This window comes from Mucilaginibacter sp. A3364, assembly GCF_059690715.1.
This window is the reverse complement of the sequence record NZ_JCAWED010000001.1, coordinates 2,281,227-2,301,762: the sequence shown is the minus strand read 5'-3', so window position 1 is coordinate 2,301,762 and position 20,536 is coordinate 2,281,227. Positions and strand designations below refer to the sequence as shown.

Genomic DNA, 20,536 nt, shown 5'->3' with positions numbered 1-20,536 from the left:
AATAATGATAAAAAAAGGGCTTTCAAGGTTAGGTATCTTCTTTTTGTACCTGATGTCGTTGCTGCCCTTTTGGTTTTTATACCTTGTATCTGATGTTTTATACGTGATCTTGTATCATGTAACTGGCTACCGCCGCGCGGTGGTAAAGGAAAACCTGGCCAACGCCCTCCCCGAAAAAACACAAGCCGAGCGCGACGACATTGAACGTAAATACTACAAACACCTGGCCGATCTGCTGGTGGAAGCCATCAAAATGATCAGCATTTCAAAAGAAGAAATGCAGCGCCGCGTAGTAGCCCTTAATCCCGAAATTGTACAGCATTATTTTGATAAAGGCAAAAGCATAACCGCTGTGGCCGGCCACTATTGCAACTGGGAATGGGCCGGTATGGAGTTTAGCATTGATAACCCGCTGTTTGTTATTTACAAACCCTTGGCCAACGAGGTGTTCGACGAATTTTTTATTAAAGTGCGCTCTAAATTTGGCGGCATAGCTGTGGCTATGAAGCAAACCCTACGCACTATGGTGGCCAATAAAAATGAGTTGACCGTAACCGTTTTTGCCGGCGACCAAACCCCCGTGCGCGAGGAAGCTAATTACTTTACCGAATTTTTAAACCAGCCCACAGCCGTTTTTTTAGGCATTGAGAAGATTGCCAAGCTCATAGATTCGGTGGTGATTTTTTATGATATGAAGAAGGTTAAACGTGGGCATTATACGTACGAGATTGTACCTTTGGTGGAGAATGCCAGGGAAGCGCAGCCGCACGAAATAACCGAAGCGCACGTGAAGTACCTTAACGAAATAATAAAAGCAAAACCCGAATATTGGCTATGGTCGCACCGCAGGTGGAAGTTTAAGCCGGAGGATAGAAATAAATAAATGAGTAATACGCCTAAAGTAGCCATTGTTATATTAAACTGGAACGGTATTGAGCACCTGCGCCAGTATCTGCCCTCGGTACTATCATCAGTTTATCCCAATCTTGAGATTGTGGTGGGCGACAACGGCTCTACCGACGCCTCTGTTGATTTTATCCGCCGGGAATACCCAGGCATCACCATTATAGAAACAGGCCAGAATTACGGCTTTACAGGCGGTTATAATCGTGTGTTAGAGCAGGTAGAGGCCGATTATTTCATCTTACTAAACTCGGACGTAGAAGTTCAACCCGGCTGGATACAACCGGTTATTAACCTGATGGAAAGCGACCCGCTGATTGCCGTGGCAGCGCCAAAAATTATGGCTTATAATCAGAAAGATCATTTTGAGCATGCCGGTGCCGCGGGCGGATTGATAGATCGTTTTGGTTACCCGTTTTGCCAGGGCCGCATGTTTTACGAAATAGAAGAGGATAAGGGGCAATACAACGAGTCGAAGGAAGTATTCTGGGCATCGGGCGCGGCTATGTTCATTAAAAAGCATTGCTGGGAAGAAGCCGGCGGTTTTGACGATCGCTTTTTTGCGCATATGGAAGAGATCGATCTTTGCTGGCGCTTAAAGAACCGTGGTTACAAGGTTATGTACTGTGCCGAGTCGGTAGTTTATCACTTAGGCGGCGGCACCTTAAATACCGAGAATCCATTTAAAACGTATTTGAACTTTCGTAACAACCTGTTGCTGTTGAAAAAGAATTTGCCGTTTTGGCGATCGGTAGGCGTTATCATCTTCCGTTATATATTGGATCTGTTGGCGCTGGCGCGCTTTTTAAGCGAGGGTAAGCGTAAAGATGCCTGGGCCGTTAGCCGCGCGCATCAAAACTTTATCCGCCATATATTTAAAAAGGAAACACCAACTTCCCTCAAATACAAAACCATGAAAATGACCTACGCCAAAAAGCTTACAGGTATGTATTACCGCAGCATTGTGTGGGACTTTTTTGTGAAAAAGCGTACTACTTTTTCAAGTCTTGATCAGTCGAAGTTTGAGTAGACTCATCAGGCTTTTTTTCCTGGCGGGAAAGGTTAATCCCCAATTGCTCATCGCTGGGTAAATGCAAATGCACATCGCGCTGCTGGAAAGGTATTTCAATACCCTCGCGACTAAAGGTATTGTAAATATCTGTTAACACATGGCTCTTCAATTCCTGCCAGTGGGTAATATCATCAGCCCAAAATAACAACCTGAAATCCACCGAGCTTTGATTAAGCAGATACAGAAACACCAAAGGTGCCGGGTCGTTCATGATATCCTCACGCTTTAGCAATATCTCTTTCAACAAACCCTGTACTTTTTCAATATCCGAGCCATAGGCTACGTTAATGATCAATTCTACGCGGCGGTTATCATTGCTCAGCGTCCAGTTAATTACGTGGCGCGATATCAGATCGCCGTTAGGCACAATAACTTCCGAACCATCGGCCGTAGCTATTTTGCTTGAGCGGATGCCGATCTCCTTAATAGTGCCAGATCGACCGTCAACTTCAATGATATCACCTATCTGAACCGGTTTTTCAAAGGCCAGTATTAGGCCTGATACCAAGTTGTTTACAATGTTCTGTAAGCCAAAACCAATGCCCACACCGAAGGCAGAGATAATTATCGTCAACTTGTCCAGCGGGAAATTGGAAGCCGCCACAGCCAGTAAAAAGCCTATGCTGATGATGCCTATACGGATAAGTAGAGTAGAGGTGCGGTTCTTTTTTTGATAAAGATCAAAATCCTGCTTGCCGGCCACTTCATATAAGTAGCTGATGATTTTTGACGCGATGGTTGATAGCCATAACACCACCACAAAAACAATAATACTTTGAAAGGTGAACGAGGTGCCGGTAGAACCTATCTGGTGCGTATTGCTCAAAAACTCGCTGATGTATTTATAAGCTGCATCCTCAATATCCAGGTTCTGGCTCAGCATGATTAGCCATAGTATTACGGCTATTACGTTTAATATATTCCGAAACTTATCGCGCAGTAATTTAAAATCAATGTACGATGCAAAGCTGTTTTTGCTTTTGTTGGCTTCCAGTTGTAAAAACAAGCCTTCCATGATGATCTGTACCACAAAATGCAATGCCAGTGCCAGCCAAAGATTATACACAGCCGTTACGCCGAATATTTTAGCGAGGCTGAATCTGCCAAATACATTGCAAACAAACGATAGTCCTTGCAATACAATAAATATGCGTACTACAATACGTGTAAAAGGAGGCAGGCCATCGATCACTTCGCCCACGCGGCGTAAAAAACGGATGCTCAGCGCAACTGCTACGGCAGCGAGTATAAGAATAGCGATCCTGTCGACATCGGATACTTGTATAAACAGGTTGCTGATGCTGTATAATACGGTTATCCAAAATAGCTGGTGCAGATAGTTAAACACCGGCGGTATGCAAACATATCGCGCCAGCCAAAGTACAGCTACCATTAATACCAGGAAAAAAGCTTCGAGGAAAACAATAGGCGGATGATCGTAAAAATTAGGTATCACCACGAAGGCTACAATAAAGGTAGAAAGCACCGGATGTTTTACCACGTAGCGGGTTTGGTTAAGCACGCTGTCGGGTATTTCTTTAAGACGCGTTATTTTACGTCGATTGGTGAATATCCACATAAAAAACAAGGTGAACAGGATAACGCCGGCCAGGTGTATTAACACATCGCGCCCGATAAAGAAGTTGAACAGGCGCTGGTTCATGGTGACGGTTTTGCTCCATGCCTCGCTAAAGCTGCCCTTAGGTTCGGGGCGCATTTTCCAGATCTTATCATATTCGCCTGTAAACGCGCGTATGCTGAAATCTTTTATTTTAAGGTTAATGCGGTCGGTTTCATCCAGTATGGCAATATAAACCGCGGTAATGCGGTTTTGCAGGTGGCCAATTTTAAGGATAAGTTTTTTATTGGTAGAGTCGAGGCTTTCCCATTTCAGGTACAGCGCTTCCTTCTGTATCAGGAAGGTTTCGCGCAGTATACTATCAGTTGGTAAAATATTAATGGAACGATCTTTGGCCAGGGCTTCCAGCTCGTTTTGGTTTTGTACCAGGCGCTCGTTTATTTCTTTGAGTTGATCCTGGTTAACGTCCAGTTGTTCGTTTATCCGGTTCAGGAAACCCCGGATGGCATACAAATAACGCAAGGTACCCGAGCGGTCGTTATTGATGAGCCCACGGATGGTGCTTAGTCTACCCTCTAGTTTTGGCAATAGTTCGCCCAGCTCAACGGTATCGATGCCACGGCTTAAATTGCTTTTAACATCATTAAGCGCCAGGTTATAATCTTCAATTTTTTTGAGGACGCCATTGATGGAAGTATCTACCTTTTTGTAACCGTGCAGTAGCGAATCGCGGCTATGTATGGCCGCGCGCAGGGAATCCTGCTTGGTGCGATATTTTTTCTTTTTTGTTTGTGCCCCGGCAGGATGTGCCAATACCAGCAATGCAAAAAACAATAAAGCGGGTATTTTGAACAGGTTGGGCATAAAGACTATGATTTTTAGGACTTAAGGATTTTAGGATAACCCTTGAAATCATTAAATCCTGGTCATTGACAATTTTTAGGCAGATATGTTTTACTTGGCCAGTAAACTTTCAACAGCCAAACGGTAGCCATCCATACCAAAGCCTACAATAATACCTTTCGCATTGGCCGATATATAGCTATGATGACGGAAAGTTTCGCGTTTATGAACGTTTGATATATGCACCTCGACCACCGGACTGGTAATAGCCGCGATAGCATCAGCAATAGCAACCGAAGTATGCGTATAAGCACCGGCGTTTAATATAATGCCATCAATACTGAAACCGACTTCATGCAGTTTATTGATCAGTTCGCCTTCTACATTGCTTTGGTAGTAGCTGATATTAACCTGCGGATAGCGCGCCTTTAAACCTTCTAAATAAGTTTCGAAACTGTTATCACCATAAATTGACTTTTCGCGTACGCCCAATAAGTTTAAATTTGGGCCGTTCATAATTAGTATATTCATTCCATCAAACTTAAGTATAAATCATTAAAACTAAAATCAATTGGATTGGCTATCGGCAATAAAAGGTTTCCAGGCATATTTAAAACTCGAGAAATCGCTGTCGCCAAACTCTATAGAAGCGTATACACGCGATATTGAAAAGCTGTATCAATACAGCGAAACGCTTGAAGCACCATTGCGCCCCGATAAGGTTAAGCTGGCAGATCTGCGCCGTTTCATCACTTTCGTGGCCGAACTGGGTATGATCCCGTCATCGCAGGCGCGTATCCTGTCGGGGATTAAAGCGTTTTATAAATACATGTTGATGGAAGACCTGATAACTGCCGATCCGTCGGAACTGTTAGAGTCGCCCAAAATTGCCCGCAAACTACCGGATACACTGAGTTACGACGATATAGAAAAAATGATAGCCGCTATCGATCTGTCAAAACCTGAAGGCCCGCGCAATAAAGCCATCATCGAAGTTTTATATGGCTGCGGACTGCGCGTATCCGAACTAACCGACCTCAAACTATCCAACCTATACCTTGATATTGAATTTATAAAGGTTACAGGTAAAGGAAATAAAGAACGCCTGGTGCCCATCGGCACATCAGCCATTAAAGCGTTGCAGATATGGATAGAACAGGTGAGGGTACACGTACCAATAAAAAAAGGCGAGGAGGATTACGTGTTTTTAAATCGTCGCGGTAGTAGATTAACCAGGGTATATATTTTCTTATTGATAAAAGACCTGGTGGCTACAGTTGGATTAAAAAAGACAGTTAGCCCGCATACCTTACGCCATTCCTTTGCTACCCATTTGGTAGAAGGCGGGGCCGACTTACGTGCCGTACAGGAAATGCTCGGCCACGAAAGTATTACTACCACCGAGATCTATACGCATTTGGATAGGGAATATCTTAAAGGAACAATCATCCAGTTTCACCCACGAAATTAAAAGTATAAAAAAGCCCCGCACAAGCGGGGCTTCCTCATTTCGTGAAATTCGAACCAATTCAAAAAATTAGCGTCCGAATTATATAAATAGTAACTCTCTGAATTTCGGCAGCGGCCATAACGAATCGTCAACCAGTTGCTCCAGTTTATCAACGTGGTAGCGTATGGTGTGGAAGAAACTTTTCACATTCTCGTCATAAGCGATGGCTTTATCGCGCAGATCATCAATCGCATTCGCTTTTTTACGCTCGTTGATCATTTGGTCAACGTTTGATTTTACGATGTTAACGTGCTCTGCAATCTGCTTGATCAGGTCAAGCTGTACCTGGTAGGTCGAAGCGTCTAAACCTAATTCTTTCAAATCGCGGGCGTTGGTTGCCAATTTGCTTTGGTAATCAATAGCCGCCGGGATGATAATGTTGTTAGCCAGTTCGCCAATTACACGGGCCTCTATCTGTAATTTCTTATAGAAACTATCCAGCAAAATTTCGTGGCGGGCATGTGCCTCACGTTTACTGAATAGATTAGTTTCGGCAAACAGGATCTCTGATTTTTCAGAGATCATCGCATCCAAAGCCTTTGGCGTAGTTTTAAAGTTTGACAGGCCGCGGCGTTCGGCTTCTTTTTCCCACTCCTCGCTATAACCATTGCCTTCAAAACGGATGCTTTTTGATTCCTTGATGTATTTTTTTATAACCATTAATAAGGCAACGTCTTTCTTTTCGCCTTTCTTTAATAGTTTATCTACATCGTACTTGAATTTTTTAAGCTGATCGGCCACGATCAAATTTAAAATTGTCATCGGGCTGGCCGAATTGGCTGATGAACCCACGGCACGTAGCTCAAACTTATTACCCGTAAAGGCAAAAGGCGAGGTGCGGTTACGGTCGGTATTGTCCTTTAATATTTGTGGTATTTTAGGGATGCCTTGCCATAATAATGAATCGTCCTTTATTTTTTTGCTGATGCGCGATGTTTCTATCTCATCCAACAGATCGCTTAACTGGCTGCCCAGGAATATCGAAATAATAGCCGGTGGCGCCTCATTAGCGCCCAAACGGTGATCATTGTTTACCGACGCGATAGACGCGCGCAACAGATCGGCATGTTCATAAACCGCTTTGATGGTATTTACAAAGAAGGTTAAAAACATCAGGTTATTCTTAGGCGTTTTGCCCGGCGATAACAGATTCTTACCTGTATTGGTGATCATCGACCAGTTATTGTGCTTGCCAGAGCCGTTAATACCCGCATAAGGTTTCTCGTGCAACAACACTTTAAAGTTATGGCGCTTAGCCACACGGTCCATTAGGTCCATTAATAGCTGGTTATGGTCAATAGCCAGGTTTATCTCTTCATAAATAGGCGCGCACTCGAATTGTGAAGGCGCAACCTCATTATGGCGGGTTTTTAAAGGTATACCTAATAATAAGGCCTCGGTTTCCATATCCTGCATAAAGGCGTATACGCGTTCAGGTATCGAACCAAAGTAATGATCTTCCAATTGCTGGTTCTTAGCACTCATGTGGCCAAACAACGCGCGACCGGTAAGGTGCAGATCGGGGCGTGCATTGAATAAGGCACGGTCAACCAAAAAGTATTCTTGCTCAATACCTAATGAAGCATTTACTTTTTCAATGCTTTTATCAAAATAGTGGCAAACGTCAACAGCGGCTTTATCAAGTATACTAACGGCTTTTAATAACGGTACTTTATAATCCAGCGCCTCGCCGGTGTATGATACGAATACGGTAGGGATACACAACGTACGCGCCATCAGGAATGCCGGTGACGAAGGATCCCAGGCGGTATAGCCACGGGCCTCAAAAGTATTACGTATACCACCGCTCGGGAAGCTCGACGCGTCAGGCTCCTGTTGGGCCAATGCATCGCCCGAAAATACTTCAATGGCGGTGCCATCCGGTCCCGGCTCAAAAAACGCGTCGTGTTTTTCGGCAGTAGTGCCCGTTAATGGCTGAAACCAGTGCGTGTAGTGCGTAGCGCCTTTGGCCATAGCCCATGATTTCATAGCAGTTGCTACCTGTTCAGCCATATCGCGGGGAATAGGTTCGCCCTTCTCTACCGAATTAACAATACCCTGGTAAGCTTCCTTAGACAGGTATTCTTTCATTTTCTTAATGTCGAAAACGTTGGCTCCATAAAAATCAGAGATTTTTTGTGACGGGGCCTTTACTTCCGGTATAGTTCTGTTCAATACAGCCTGTAGGGCCTGAAATCTAATGTTAGGCATGGTTGCTTTATTAATGGTTTTAGCCAAAAATAGAATTATAGTTTAAAATATCGGCCAAAAAAAGCAGGAAATATGACCGATTTGGGTTTTTGTTGATTTTTTTAAATTGTAATAGAAAATCACCCTTCATTTTTAAAATTTTCAAGGATTTTAAAGTTTGCAATGATTTTTATGATGAAAATCATAGTTATGGGAAGAAATTTTTAGTCTTTTTTGATTTTATATGTCTAAAATTCGATGTTTTCATACTTTAAAAATTGCTTAAATTATATTTTGTGTCGTTTTGAAATTAAAAATTACTCAATTTTTCAATTATAAAACAGTATGAATTTATATTTTTAATAAAAATTACATGTTTTTTGATGTTTTTTTAATTTATGTCTTGTTTTTAAATTAAAACATCTCTAATTTTATGAAAATATTAATGAAAGGCGATTTTAATTATCAAATGATATAAAATAATCGACTAATTTTTAAGAAAGTATATTTTAATACAGACTGAAACACTAAAAAAGAACTATTAACTGATCATTATAGCTAAAAATTAATCACTAACAATTAAATCAAACACTTATCAATTAATCATCATGAAAAAAATCTTACTATTATCATTGATCACATTGGGTGCCGTTACTGTTAAAGCACAGGATAAGCCGGCTGATCCGCCTTTAACGATAAGCGGTTCGGTTGACACGTATTACAAGTATGACTTTTCAGGCCATAACAACATCCCAACCAGCTTTGCCAGCGATTACAACTCAGTTTCAATCGGTATGGTTGATATTGCCCTGAAAAAGAAAGTTGGTAAAGTGGCTTTCGTAGGCGAGATCTCTTTCGGTCCGCGTGGTCAGGAGCAATCATTGTTGCCAAGTGGAAACGGCGATTCATACCACATTCAAAACTTATATGCATCATTTGATGCAACTGATAAATTGAACTTCACTATGGGTTATATGGGTACATTTGTTGGTTATGAAGTAATTAGTCCGGTTGGTAACTTTAACTACTCAACTTCGTACATGTTCACTAACGGTCCGTTCCAAAATGCCGGTTTAAAAGCCACTTACAGCTTTTCGCCAAAAGCGAGCTTGATGGTTGGTGCGTTTAACGACCAGTGGAATGTTTACACCGCAGTAAAACGTGTAAATACAATTGGTGCGCAATTATTCATATCACCTGTTGAAGGCTGGAATGCTTACTTTAATGTTTTACATGGCGACAATGAGACTATAACCTCAGGTACTGTTTTAGACCTAACCACATCATATCAAGTAAATGACATGTTTAAAATTGGTTTGAACGCGGCTGATTACAAAGCTACTTCAGGTGCAGGCAGCGGTGGCTACACAGGTGTAGCTTTATATCCGCAAGTTGGTGTTGCTACCGACGTAACTTTAGGTTTACGTGCTGAGTATTTCAAGAACAAGGCAGGTACTTACCAGTCATTCGGTCCGGCTGCAGGTTCATCAGTTGCTGCTTTTACTTTAACAGCTAACATCAAATCAGGTCCGCTTACTATCATGCCTGAGGTTAGGTTAGACAACAATTCAACCAATGCTACCTTTACCGATAGCAAAGGTGCTGCAACTAAACAAGCTACCCAGGTATCTTTAGCTGCTGTTTACGCATTCTAAATTTTAGGTAAATAATATATTGTGATTGTTATGAAAGCCGCCTCTTATTTGAGGCGGCTTTTTATATTTACATTATGAAACAGATACTAGTAGCATTATTACTCATCGCATCGGCATCATCGGCATTTGCACAGGCAGATTCATTGGTTCTAGATGAAAATAATAAACTCATTTATTACCAGGTGATAACCCAGGCTTCATCGCCGGCCGATACCTTGTACAAGCGGACATTAAGTTTTTTTAAGACAGCTTACACGGCAGATAGGTTAAAACTGGTAAAAGAAGATAGAGCCAATCAGAGCCTGCAAGGTAAAGGTGGTGTACTGGTGTCAAAAAAATCTGCATTGGCCAATCACGAAGATGCCAATATAACTTTTAATATAGTTGTTGAAACGAAGGCGGATAAATATCGTTTTTGGTTGACAGATTTTGTGATAGTTCCTTACGAACGCGACAGGTATGCTAATTACGTTCCTTCACAAGGCAAGAACCTTCCGCTAGAAAAAGGTTTAACCAAGCTTTCAAAACGCGATTATGATGGTTACGTGCAAAAGGTACTGCAAAACAGCCGCGAATTGAGATCGATATTACAATCGTATATGAAAAATGAGCAGGTTGCAGTAAAAGAGGTTAAGAAAAAATCCATTACAACTAAAGATTGGTAATTATATCTTTGACAGATATAAACTAAAACCATGAAAATAGCAACCTACAACGTTAATGGCGTGAACGGCCGCCTGCCTGTTTTACTGCGCTGGCTGGATGAAACAAAACCCGATGTGGCTTGCCTGCAGGAATTAAAGGCGCCCGATGAAAAATTTCCTTTGGATGCCATCAAGGAAGCCGGCTATACCCCAATTTGGCACGGCCAGAAAAGCTGGAACGGTGTTGCTATTTTATCGCGCAGCGGAAACATACAGGAACTGCGTCGCGGCCTGCCCGGCGACCCGGAAGATCTGCATAGCCGGTATATTGAAGCTATGGTTGATGATGTGGTGGTGGGGTGCCTGTATTTACCTAACGGAAATCCCGCGCCCGGTCCTAAATTTGATTACAAACTGCAATGGTTTGACAGATTGACCACCCATGCCGAAGGTTTATTAAAACATGATCTGCCCGTAGTGATCTGCGGCGACTATAACGTGATGCCAACCGAGGCTGACGTATATAAACCCGAACGCTGGACTGAAGACGCCCTGTTTCGCCCGGAAACGCGTGAGGCCTTCCATAAACTGGTAGCCCAGGGTTGGACGGACGCCATCCGCAAACTGCATCCAACAGAAACCATTTATACTTTTTACGATTATTTCCGCAACGCGTATGGCCGTAATGCCGGTTTGCGTATTGATCACTTCCTGCTTAATCCAATACTGGAAAAACGCCTGAAAGCCGCCGCGGTTGATAAACACGTACGCGGCTGGGAAAAAAGCAGCGACCATTGCCCGGTTTGGATAGAGTTATCCGAATGATGGCCGCTTGATCTTATTGATTTTGTACAATCAGCACTATTGCAGCAATAATTGCCAAACACATCAACACAAATAAAACGATCTTGATCCAACTGGTAGGCCGCTGACCTATAACCTCGCCGGTACTGGCATTTATAGTGAACTGGTAAATTTTGTTGTTATAGTTATAGGCGCTCACCCAAACCGGAAGCATCAGGTATTTTATGCCGTTGTTGTTATAAGTAGTATCGGTACCGTTTACCTGCTGCTCATCGCCGCCAATATCGTTGCAAATGGCCGAGTGGATGGTGGATTGGGTTTGCAGTTTGGCCATATCAAAACCCTGCTCGGGGCTTAGCTGGTAGGTTTCAGATCGGAAGCCGCTCATATAGCGCTCATCAAACTTTACCAGTTGATTAAAGGCCCAGGGCTCCAACTTAACCAAAGTATCTCCGGGTAATGATTTGCTTGCCGGCACCATCAGATCCTCAAAACTACAACGAACTGTACCCGAGGCGTATGACCATGCGGTATGCCTAACCTGGCGCGTGCGGGTTACGGTTTTGCCGTCCACTTCTTCGGTGTAAGTTTCAGTAGTGTAATAATAGTCGCCACGTTCGCCGGTGTAGTCGGTTATGGTGTCGGTATCGTAGGTCCAGTGTGGCAAGTAAATGCCGTTTAGGGGCGATGAAGCTCCGCTTACTTTTTTGGTCAGGTCATTAGGTGCCCACCATAATCCCTTCAGCCATTTTTCGAAATAGCCAATACCCTCGCGCTGTGTTATAGCAAAGGGGAGGATATAATGGGGCGGCAGGTATTGCTGCCCGTCCTGTGGCGTAAGCACCAGTGGTGCGGTACAAAACGAACATTTATCCGACGTGACAAAAGCCGACAGCACCGTTTGCGAACCACAGTTGCTGCAGTTAACCACCTTGTTGCCGTTGTTAATTTTGTTTTGGTCAATCCCGGCTAAAAATACTTCCAGGTCTACTGATACAATACGATGATCGTCATTTGCTGTTTCAATAGCGTTACTTTCGCCGCAGTGGTCGCATTTTAAGTTTTTGGTGCCGGGGGCGAAATATAGCAAGGCGCCGCAGCCATTGCATTTAAGCGAATGGTTTACAGCGCCGGGGCTTACAGTATCGTTCATTTGTGAAAAAGGAAAGGTTTAAATTATTATGCTAACGGTGGCGGCTCGTGGTCAAACAACTCGGTAATCGTACCGGCTGTGGCCCAGTTGGCCATTCCTTTTTTCCAAACTAAAGTTTCTTTGGTTAGGGTATTGCTGGCTATCATGCCCTTAAGTGCAGCTAAGCTGTGCGGCCCGTCGGGTTTGCCGTCTATAGCTATATGATATTCAACTACGTTTAACGGCGGAGGCGTACCTGCACCTGTAGTGGTGTGCGGATCAAACTGATTTTGTTGGAAAACATTACCTATCTGGCCCATCATGGCAGCACCAACCCCAAGGCCCATACCTGCGGCACCTAAGTTGCCACCAATTGTGTTTTCGGCAGCTTTTTCCATAGAGTTAGCGGCCTGGAATTGCGCGTAAGCACCCAGGTTGCCCAATATGCCCATCTGGCTGCGTTTGTCTAGTGCTTCTTCCACTTCGGGTGGTAAGGATACATTTTCAACCAGTAATTTGGTCAGTTGCAAACCCAGCTCGGCAAAATCGGCCTGTGTTTTTTCGGTCAGGAAAGTGCCTAATTCATTGTAGTTGGCGGCAAGATCCAGTACAGATATTTTTGATTCGGCCACGGCATCCATACCGCGGGATACTACGGTATTGCGTAACTGCTCATTAATATCTTCTACATTAAACTGCGGGTTCGTTGCCGCAATTTCGCTTAAAAACATCTTGGCGTTGTTCACTTTAAAGCCAAAGGTACCAAAGGCACGTAAACGCACCGGGCCAAATTCCGCGTCGCGTATCATCACCGGATTTTTGGTGCCCCATTTCTGGTTCATAAACTGGCGGGTGCTTATAAAATACACATCAGCCTTAAACGGACTATTAAACCCATATTTCCATGAGTTTAACGAGGTAAGGATAGGGATGTTTTGCGTATGCAATTCATACATACCGGGTGTAAACACATCGGCAATCTGGCCCTCGTTCATGAACACGGCCACCTGCGATTCGCGCACGGTTAGTTTGGCACCCATTTTAATGGAGTTGTTATTGCGCGGAAACTTCCACACCAAAGTATCCTGGGTAGTGTCGACCCATTCTATAACGTCTATTAATTCTTCTAACAGTCTGCTAAAAAGTCCCATAATGGTTGTTGGGTGTAAGGTAAATAATGGTTAAATATATTAATTAACAGTATTTAGATGCTGTTTATTGCTAAATATTACAAAGTGGGTTTCAAATTTTATTCAGCCTCAAAATGCTGGCGGAGTTTTTCTTCTTCCAGATCCAATAACTCCATCTGGTGCCTGATAAGCTCATCGCTGATATTCTCCTTTTTATTTAAGGTTTGCAACAGCGCACGTTGTTCTTTTAGCAAATGGGCCATGATCTTGCGATAGTCTTTGTAAAAATCGTCAGATCGTTTTACGTTATCGGTTTTCTCCCAGTCTTTCAATAACTCCATATCGGTATCGTAACGTAGCTTGAGCGATTTAACCATGCCGTTTGATTTTACGTGCTCGTTGTATTCCTTTTCTAATATGTCCAGTGTTAAGTGCGATAGTTTTTTGCGAACCAGTTGTTTTTGCTGCGCGATGGGAAATTCCAGGTCAGGGTCGGGCATATTTACCAGTTTTACCATGGCGGGCAGGGTAAGGCCCTGCACTACCAGCGTAACCAGTATCACGCTGAAGGTGATAAACAATATCATATCCCGGTTGGGGAAGGGGGCGCCGGTTTTTAATGCTATAGGGATGCTAAGGGCGGCGGCCAGCGACACCACACCACGCATGCCTGTCCAGCCCAGCAGGATGGGCGCTCGCCAGCCGGGTGATGGGTCGGCTACGGTGATGATCTTGCTCATTACTATGGTTACCACAATAGCGCCGTAAGTACTGGCAAAACGAGTGGCTATTAATGCACCAATAATGATCAGGCTGTATTTGCAGGCCAGGCCAATACCATCGGGCCCCAGGTTTTTAATGATGACCGGGAATTCGAGTCCTATCAATATAAAAACAAAGCCGTTAAGCACAAAGGCGGCGGCCTCCCACACGTTGATGCCTTGCAGGCGGCTTTTGTTAGATAGAAATTCATTCCGTCGCGCGGATAAAAACAAGCCACCGCTCACTACGGCTAATACGCCCGAAAAATGAAACTCTTCTGCCAGGATATACATGGCGTACGGACTTATAAAAGTAAGTACCACATCAATATTAGCCGTGGTAGGCAGCCAGCGGTGTATAGCATAAAATACTAATGCGACTGCCAGGCCTACCAGGGTGCCCATTACTATTACCAACACAAAATCAAGAGCTGCCTCGTGAAAAACGAATGTACCGGTCATGATGGCTGCCAGCGCAAAGCGGAATACTACCAAACTGGAAGCGTCGTTCAATAAACTTTCGCCCTCCACAATGGTTACAAAGCGTTTGGGTACCTTAATGCGTTTCAATATGGCGCTTGCCGAAACCGCATCGGGTGGCGATACTATACCACCTAACAAAAAGCCGGTTGCCAAAGTAAAGCCAGGTATCAGCGCCGCTGAAATAAAAGCTACCACGCAGGATGTGATAATTACCACCGGGAATGCAAAGCTGCTTATTACACGCCGCCATTTCCAGAGGTCTTTCCAGGAGGTGTACCATGCGGCTTCATATAATAACGGTGGGAGTATGATAACAAAAATGAGTTCGGGTTTTATTTCGATGCCTTGCAGAAAAGGGACGAAACCCAGCGGCAGGCCCACCAATACCAGTAAAATAGGGTAGGCTATTTTTAGCTTTTCGGCCAGCATAACCATAAAAACTATAATAATAAGCAGGCAGGTATATTGTATTACGAGGTGATGCATGCCTAAAAATACAAATATTAGGCATACGTAATAACAAAATTGAGCGACTAATATGTATATACATAATTGCTAACAAAACTTCCTTTTTTTAATTATTTGGCTAAATTTGATAAGGCGCTTGCAATCGATCGCCGCCAAACACATTCACCTCGAAATCTCATGATCAAACGTATATCGTTACTGCTGCTGTTATCGGCTACGCTTAATGCTTCGGCCTTTAATGTGGGCGATGCTAAGGCGAATAAAGCCATATCTTATTCTGCCGAAGGCGATGTTAAACCCGAGCAGAAGCTGCTACAACTACGAGCCGCTTTTGATGCTGCCAAAACACCTGCCGAAAAACAGAACCTGCTTACCGATATGCAACAGGCCAAATGCCTGAACACGATTTTGTTTGCGGGTAGGTTTTTAGATAATGCTGCGTTAAAGCAAGCTGCTGCTAATACGGTTTTGAGCGTTGCCCTGGCGGGACAGTATGACGGCGAGCTGGTAAAGCAGATCCTGACCAAAGCCGCATCACTTACAAAAGATAAAGAAGCAAAGGCCAAAGCACGCAAATACATCAGCAGCATGAAAGCTGACAAAGGCTTTATACAGGTATTTAACGGTAAAGACCTAACCGGCTGGAAAGGCCTGGTAGCCGATCCCATAAAACGCAGCAAGATGGATGCTAAAACCTTAGCCGACGCGCAAGCCGCTGCTGATGCAAAAGCTAAAGACAGCTGGAAGGTAGTAAACGGTGAGCTGGTTTTTCAAAGCCATGGCGATAATTTGGCTACTGTAAAGAAGTATAAAGATGTTGAAATGCTTGTCGATTGGAAGATCATCGATGATAAAAAAGGCCAGGGTGATGCGGGTATTTACCTGCGTGGCGCGCCACAGGTACAGATATGGGATCTGGCGCGTACCGGTGTGGGCGCGCAGGTAGGCTCGGGTGGTTTGTATAATAACCAGGTTAACCCAAGTAAACCGCTTATGGTAGCTGATAATAAGTTGGATGAATGGAATACTTTCCGCATTAAAATGGTAGGTGACAGGGTTACCGTTTGGCTGAACGGCGAATTAGTTACCGATAATGTGATGCTGGAAAATTATTGGGACAGAAAACAACCTATTTTCCCCGAAGAACAGATAGAGTTGCAGGCACATGGTTCGCCGGTGGCTTATCGCGATATTTATATTAAAGAATTACCCGCCGCCAAACCTTTCGAGCTAAGCGCGCAGGAGAAAGCTGATGGCTTTAAAGTGCTGTTTGACGGCACCAACATGTTTAACTGGACAGGCAATACGGTTGACTATGTGATAGAGAACGGTAATCTGGCTATCCGCCCAAAAAATGGTGGCAAGGGTGGCAATCTGTTCACCAAGCAGGAGTACAGCGATTTTGTATTCCGTTTTGAATTTCAGTTAACGCCGGGTGCCAATAATGGCCTGGGCATACGCGCGCCTTTGGAGGGCGATGCGGCGTACACAGGTATGGAGCTACAGATATTGGATAACGAAGCTGAGAAATATAAAGCTTTGCATGAGTATCAATATCACGGCTCTATTTACGGCACGCTGGCAGCGAAACGCGGTTTCCTGAAACCGACAGGGGAGTGGAACTATGAGGAGGTTATTGTGCAGGGCCCTAAAGTGAAAGTGATATTGAATGGCACCGTGATATTGGATGGCGACATCACCACCTTCCGCGAAAACGGCACACCGGATAAAAAAGATCACCCGGGCTTGAAACGTGACAGCGGTCACATTGGCTTTTTGGGGCATGGCGATCAATTGCAGTTTCGCAACATCCGTATCAAAGAACTTAGTCCAACCAAATAGAACTAAAAAATAACAACAATATAAAACCTTAATTATGACTGAAGATAAAGGGCAATCAAGCGCCGACAACTCACGCAGAGGGTTTATTAAAACATCAGCCTTGGCAGCGGCAGGATTTATGATCGTACCACGCTTTGTACTGGGCGGCAAAGGATATCGCGCACCAAGCGATCGCCTGCAACTGGCCGGTATTGGCGCGGGCGGCAAGGGCCAAAGCGATATTGCACTGATATACAAAGGCGGCAAAACCGACGTGGCATTTTTATGTGATGTGGATGATCGCCGCGCGGCTACGTCTGTTAAAAACTTTCCGAAGGCGAAGTATTATAAAGACTACCGCGAGCTGCTGGATAAAGAGCATAAAAACATTGATGCCGTAACCGTATCAACCCCGGATCATAACCACGCCATGATAGCCATGGCTGCTATGCAATTGGGTAAAGCGGTGTATGTGCAGAAACCATTGAGCCATGATATTTACGAGGCCCGCATGTTAAGCGAAGCTGCCAAGCGCTATAAAGTAGTTACGCAAATGGGTAACCAGGGTGCATCTGGCGATGGTGTGCGCAGGTTGCAGGAATGGTATGATGCCGGCAAAATTGGCAAAATAAAAGAGGTTTACGTATGGACTAACCGCCCGATTTGGCCGCAGGGTATTCCATGGTCTACCGCCAAACCGGAAGTGCCTAAGGAGTTAAATTGGGACCTGTGGTTAGGCAGCGCGCCATATAAAGATTATGTAGAGAAGATTGTACCTTTCAACTGGCGTGGCTGGTGGGATTACGGAACCGGTGCTATTGGCGATATGGGCTGCCACTTGATGGAACCACCTTTCCGGATACTGGAACTGGATACACCGACGAGCGTGGAATGTAGTGTGGGTACCGTATTCACGGGCGAGTCGCAGCGCGGATTTTACCCGGAAAGCTGCCCGCCATCAAGCCATATTATCATGACCTTCGCCAAAACTAAAAAAACCAAAGGCGAGTTGCAGGTGCACTGGATGGACGGTGGTATAAAGCCACAACGCCCCCCTGAGCTTGGTCCGAATGAGGCATTTGGTGATAATGGTGTGCTTTTCATCGGTACCAAAGGCTCCATGATCTGCGGTGTGTATGGTAAAGACCCAAAACTGCTGCCAACCGAACGCAACGCCGAAGACAAAACCAAAATAACCATACCACGTGTGGTGGGGCAGGAAGACGGCCACTATGCCATGTTTGCCGAGGCTGCTATGGCCGGTTATGGTAAGATCGCACTGAGTTCGGATTTTGAGGTTGCTGGTCCGCTGACAGAGACTTTGAATATAGCCAACCTGGCCATACGTGGTTATGATACCCCGCGCGAGGCTGCCGACGGTCGCATTAGTTATCCTGGTCGCGATATCAAGTTGCTGTGGGATAAAGCGAACATGAAAGTAACTAACTTTGACGAAGTTAATCAATACGTAAAACGCGAATACCGTAAAGGCTGGAGCCTGGGTGTTTAACACAAAAATATGTCTGCAAATAATAATTTAAGAGTACTAGTGGTAGGCTGCGGCAACATGGGGGCATCCCATGCTACGGCTTATCACAACCTGGATGGGTTTGAAATATGCGGCCTGGTATCAACCGGCCAAAGCAAGCATAAACTTAACGAAAAGCTAGGAGGTGGTTATGATCTATATAATGATTTTTATGAGGCCATTGAGGCCACCAAGCCCGACGCGGTTTGTATCTCCACCTATCCTGATACACATGAACCATATGCGGTAAAATCGTTTGAATATGGTTGCCATGTGTTTATCGAAAAGCCCTTGGCTGATACGGTAGAAGGTTCTATCCGTGTAGCGGAAGCTGCTAAAAAGGCGAATAAGAAACTGCTGGTGGGGTATATTTTAAGATACCATCCCTCATGGGAGAAGTTCACCGAATTGGCCCAAACCATGGGCAAGCCTTTGGTAATGCGCATGAACCTTAACCAGCAAAGCCATGGCCCAAAATGGACGGTACACCGCAACCTGATGAAAAGCCTGAGCCCGATAGTGGATTGCGCCGTACACTACATCGACGTAATGTGCCAGATGACCCGCTCAAAACCTACGCAGGTTAGTGCAATAGGCGCGAGGCTAACAGATGATATCCCTGACTGGAACTACAATTACGGCCAGTTGCAGATTCGTTTTGAGGATGGCTCGATAGGCTGGTACGAAGCAGGTTGGGGGCCTATGGTAAGCGATAACGCTTTCTTTATTAAAGATGTGTTCGGGCCAAAAGGTTCGGTATCTATCATGGCGAAGAACGCGGCTAAAGAAGGTAATTCGGACAATGTGGACGATCACACCAAAACCGAAGCCCTGAAAGTACACTACGCCGATCTGGATGCTAACGACGAATTTTCCCGGGAAAACGAATGGGTAAACCTCAAAGACGAACCCGATCACCAGGAGCTATGCAACCGTGAGCAGCGCTATTTTCTGAAAGCGATCAAAGAAGATATCGATCTGACACACCCGACCGAAGATGCCATTAACAGCTTAAAAATAGCTTTTGCCTGCGATGAATCGGTTAAGACGGGGGAGATCGTCAAACTATAATCAAACCTACAGAAATAAGAAAGCCGCTTTTAGTAAGCGGCTTTTTTTATATTATCTCGCGAACTTATCGGCCACTATCAAATCCTTACTGCCGGCGGTATACTTATAAAAGCCACTGCCGGATTTATAGCCTAATTGTCCGGCATTCACCATATCAACCAGTAGCGGGCAGGGCGCATATTTAGCGCTGTTAAAGCCTTCGTACAGCACATTCATAATAGCCAGACAAACATCCAGCCCAATAAAATCAGCCAGCTGCAGCGGTCCCATGGGGTGCGACATGCCTAGTTTCATTACCGTATCGATCTCTTCCACGCCACTTACATTTTCCGCCAGGGTATAAATAGCCTCGTTTATCATAGGCATTAAAATACGGTTAGCTACAAAGCCGGGTGCGTCGTTCACTTCAACCGGTGTTTTTTCCAGCTGTCGCGATAACAGCATCACGGTTTGAGTAGTAGCATCGCTGGTTTCTTTGCCTCGGATAACTTCCACCAGTTTCATCACCGGTACGGGATTCATAAAGTGCATACCTATTACATTGGCGGCATTTTTAGTTACGCTTGCTATTTTGGTGATGGATATGGATGAGGTATTGGTAGCCAGAATGGTATCTACTCCGCATAATTTACTTAACTGTTTAAAAAGATTGAGTTTAATATCCTCGTTCTCTGTAGCGGCTTCTACCACCAGTTCGGCGTTGGCAACACCTGTGGCCAGGTCGGTGTAGGTTTTTATGTGGTTTAAGGTCGACTGTTTGACTGCTTCATCAATGGTGCCTTTTTTTAACTGCTTATCCAGGTTATTGCCTATTGTTTTCAGTGCACGCGCTAATGCATCGGTATTAATATCAACTAGCGAAACATTAAAGCCATACTGGGCGAAGGTATGCGCAATGCCGTTACCCATAGTGCCCGAACCAATTACCGTGATGTTTTTCAT

Annotated in this window: 16 protein-coding genes; 9 read left to right on the top strand and 7 right to left on the bottom strand. The window is 44.5% G+C overall.

Translation table 11 applies throughout. The features are described from left to right. Window positions 1–4: 4 nt before the first annotated feature. Together AC59JT_RS10260 and AC59JT_RS10255 are read left to right on the top strand one after the other, a co-directional pair. Window positions 5–883 carry a lysophospholipid acyltransferase family protein gene (locus tag AC59JT_RS10260; protein WP_497398414.1) on the top strand — a complete coding sequence of 293 codons (879 nt, stop codon included), beginning with the start codon at window positions 5–7 and terminating at the stop codon, window positions 881–883. Then, entirely contained in the window at window positions 884–1,933 is a 1,050-nt protein-coding gene (locus AC59JT_RS10255; protein ID WP_497398412.1) for a glycosyltransferase family 2 protein, read from the top strand. Here the strand turns inward: AC59JT_RS10255 and AC59JT_RS10250 are convergent. Then, the gene (locus tag AC59JT_RS10250; RefSeq protein WP_497398410.1) at window positions 1,896–4,418 is read right to left on the bottom strand and encodes a mechanosensitive ion channel domain-containing protein; all 2,523 of its coding nucleotides are present in this window, start codon (window positions 4,416–4,418) and stop codon (window positions 1,896–1,898) included. The genes AC59JT_RS10255 and AC59JT_RS10250 overlap by 38 nt on opposite strands. A gap of 90 nt (window positions 4,419–4,508) precedes the next feature. Beyond that, entirely contained in the window at window positions 4,509–4,928 is a 420-nt protein-coding gene (aroQ, locus tag AC59JT_RS10245; RefSeq protein WP_497398408.1) for a type II 3-dehydroquinate dehydratase, read from the bottom strand. Window positions 4,929–4,968: 40 nt separating this feature from the next. On the opposite strand from aroQ, the gene xerD reads away from it, so the two are divergent. After that, window positions 4,969–5,868 (top strand): site-specific tyrosine recombinase XerD, encoded by a 900-nt coding sequence (gene xerD / locus AC59JT_RS10240; RefSeq protein ID WP_497398406.1) that lies wholly within the window; start codon window positions 4,969–4,971, stop codon window positions 5,866–5,868. A 78-nt stretch (window positions 5,869–5,946) separates the two neighbouring features. Here xerD and AC59JT_RS10235 read toward each other — a convergent pair whose 3' ends face one another. Further along, the gene (locus tag AC59JT_RS10235) at window positions 5,947–8,118 is read right to left on the bottom strand and encodes a glutamine synthetase III family protein (protein ID WP_497398404.1); all 2,172 of its coding nucleotides are present in this window, start codon (window positions 8,116–8,118) and stop codon (window positions 5,947–5,949) included. A 587-nt stretch (window positions 8,119–8,705) separates the two neighbouring features. On the opposite strand from AC59JT_RS10235, the gene AC59JT_RS10230 reads away from it, so the two are divergent. The 3 genes from AC59JT_RS10230 (at window position 8,706) to xth (ending at window position 11,221) form a co-directional block, all read left to right on the top strand. Beyond that, on the top strand, window positions 8,706–9,752 hold the full coding sequence (locus AC59JT_RS10230) for an outer membrane beta-barrel protein (protein WP_497398402.1): 1,047 nt from the start codon (window positions 8,706–8,708) through the stop codon (window positions 9,750–9,752). 74 nt (window positions 9,753–9,826) lie between these two features. Next, window positions 9,827–10,417 (top strand): DUF4468 domain-containing protein, encoded by a 591-nt coding sequence (locus AC59JT_RS10225; RefSeq protein WP_497398400.1) that lies wholly within the window; start codon window positions 9,827–9,829, stop codon window positions 10,415–10,417. Window positions 10,418–10,447: 30 nt separating this feature from the next. Then, window positions 10,448–11,221 carry an exodeoxyribonuclease III gene (gene xth, locus AC59JT_RS10220; protein ID WP_497398398.1) on the top strand — a complete coding sequence of 258 codons (774 nt, stop codon included), beginning with the start codon at window positions 10,448–10,450 and terminating at the stop codon, window positions 11,219–11,221. Window positions 11,222–11,234: 13 nt separating this feature from the next. Here the strand turns inward: xth and AC59JT_RS10215 are convergent, their stop codons facing one another. The 3 genes from AC59JT_RS10215 to AC59JT_RS10205 all read right to left on the bottom strand — a co-directional run bounded on the left by AC59JT_RS10215 (window position 11,235) and on the right by AC59JT_RS10205 (window position 15,192). Next, a complete protein-coding gene (locus AC59JT_RS10215; RefSeq protein WP_497398396.1) occupies window positions 11,235–12,353 on the bottom strand; it encodes a TFIIB-type zinc ribbon-containing protein in 1,119 nt (372 codons plus the stop codon). 26 nt (window positions 12,354–12,379) lie between these two features. Next, window positions 12,380–13,483, bottom strand: coding sequence for an SPFH domain-containing protein (locus tag AC59JT_RS10210; RefSeq protein ID WP_497398394.1), 1,104 nt, complete (start codon window positions 13,481–13,483; stop codon window positions 12,380–12,382). 98 nt (window positions 13,484–13,581) lie between these two features. Beyond that, window positions 13,582–15,192, bottom strand: a complete 1,611-nt coding sequence (locus AC59JT_RS10205) for a Na+/H+ antiporter (RefSeq protein ID WP_497398392.1) — start codon at window positions 15,190–15,192, stop codon at window positions 13,582–13,584. Between the two features lie 159 nt (window positions 15,193–15,351). On the opposite strand from AC59JT_RS10205, the gene AC59JT_RS10200 reads away from it, so the two are divergent. The 3 genes from AC59JT_RS10200 to AC59JT_RS10190 are packed head-to-tail and all read left to right on the top strand — an operon-like array spanning window position 15,352 to window position 19,594. Continuing rightward, window positions 15,352–17,016: a 3-keto-disaccharide hydrolase gene (locus AC59JT_RS10200; RefSeq protein ID WP_497398390.1), complete on the top strand. Its 1,665-nt coding sequence runs from the start codon at window positions 15,352–15,354 to the stop codon at window positions 17,014–17,016. A 34-nt stretch (window positions 17,017–17,050) separates the two neighbouring features. Beyond that, entirely contained in the window at window positions 17,051–18,505 is a 1,455-nt protein-coding gene (locus AC59JT_RS10195) for a Gfo/Idh/MocA family protein (RefSeq protein WP_497398388.1), read from the top strand. Between the two features lie 9 nt (window positions 18,506–18,514). Beyond that, window positions 18,515–19,594 (top strand): Gfo/Idh/MocA family protein, encoded by a 1,080-nt coding sequence (locus AC59JT_RS10190; RefSeq protein WP_497398386.1) that lies wholly within the window; start codon window positions 18,515–18,517, stop codon window positions 19,592–19,594. A gap of 51 nt (window positions 19,595–19,645) precedes the next feature. Here AC59JT_RS10190 and AC59JT_RS10185 read toward each other — a convergent pair whose 3' ends face one another. Next, window positions 19,646–20,536 (bottom strand): 3-hydroxybutyryl-CoA dehydrogenase, encoded by an 891-nt coding sequence (locus AC59JT_RS10185; RefSeq protein WP_497398384.1) that lies wholly within the window; start codon window positions 20,534–20,536, stop codon window positions 19,646–19,648.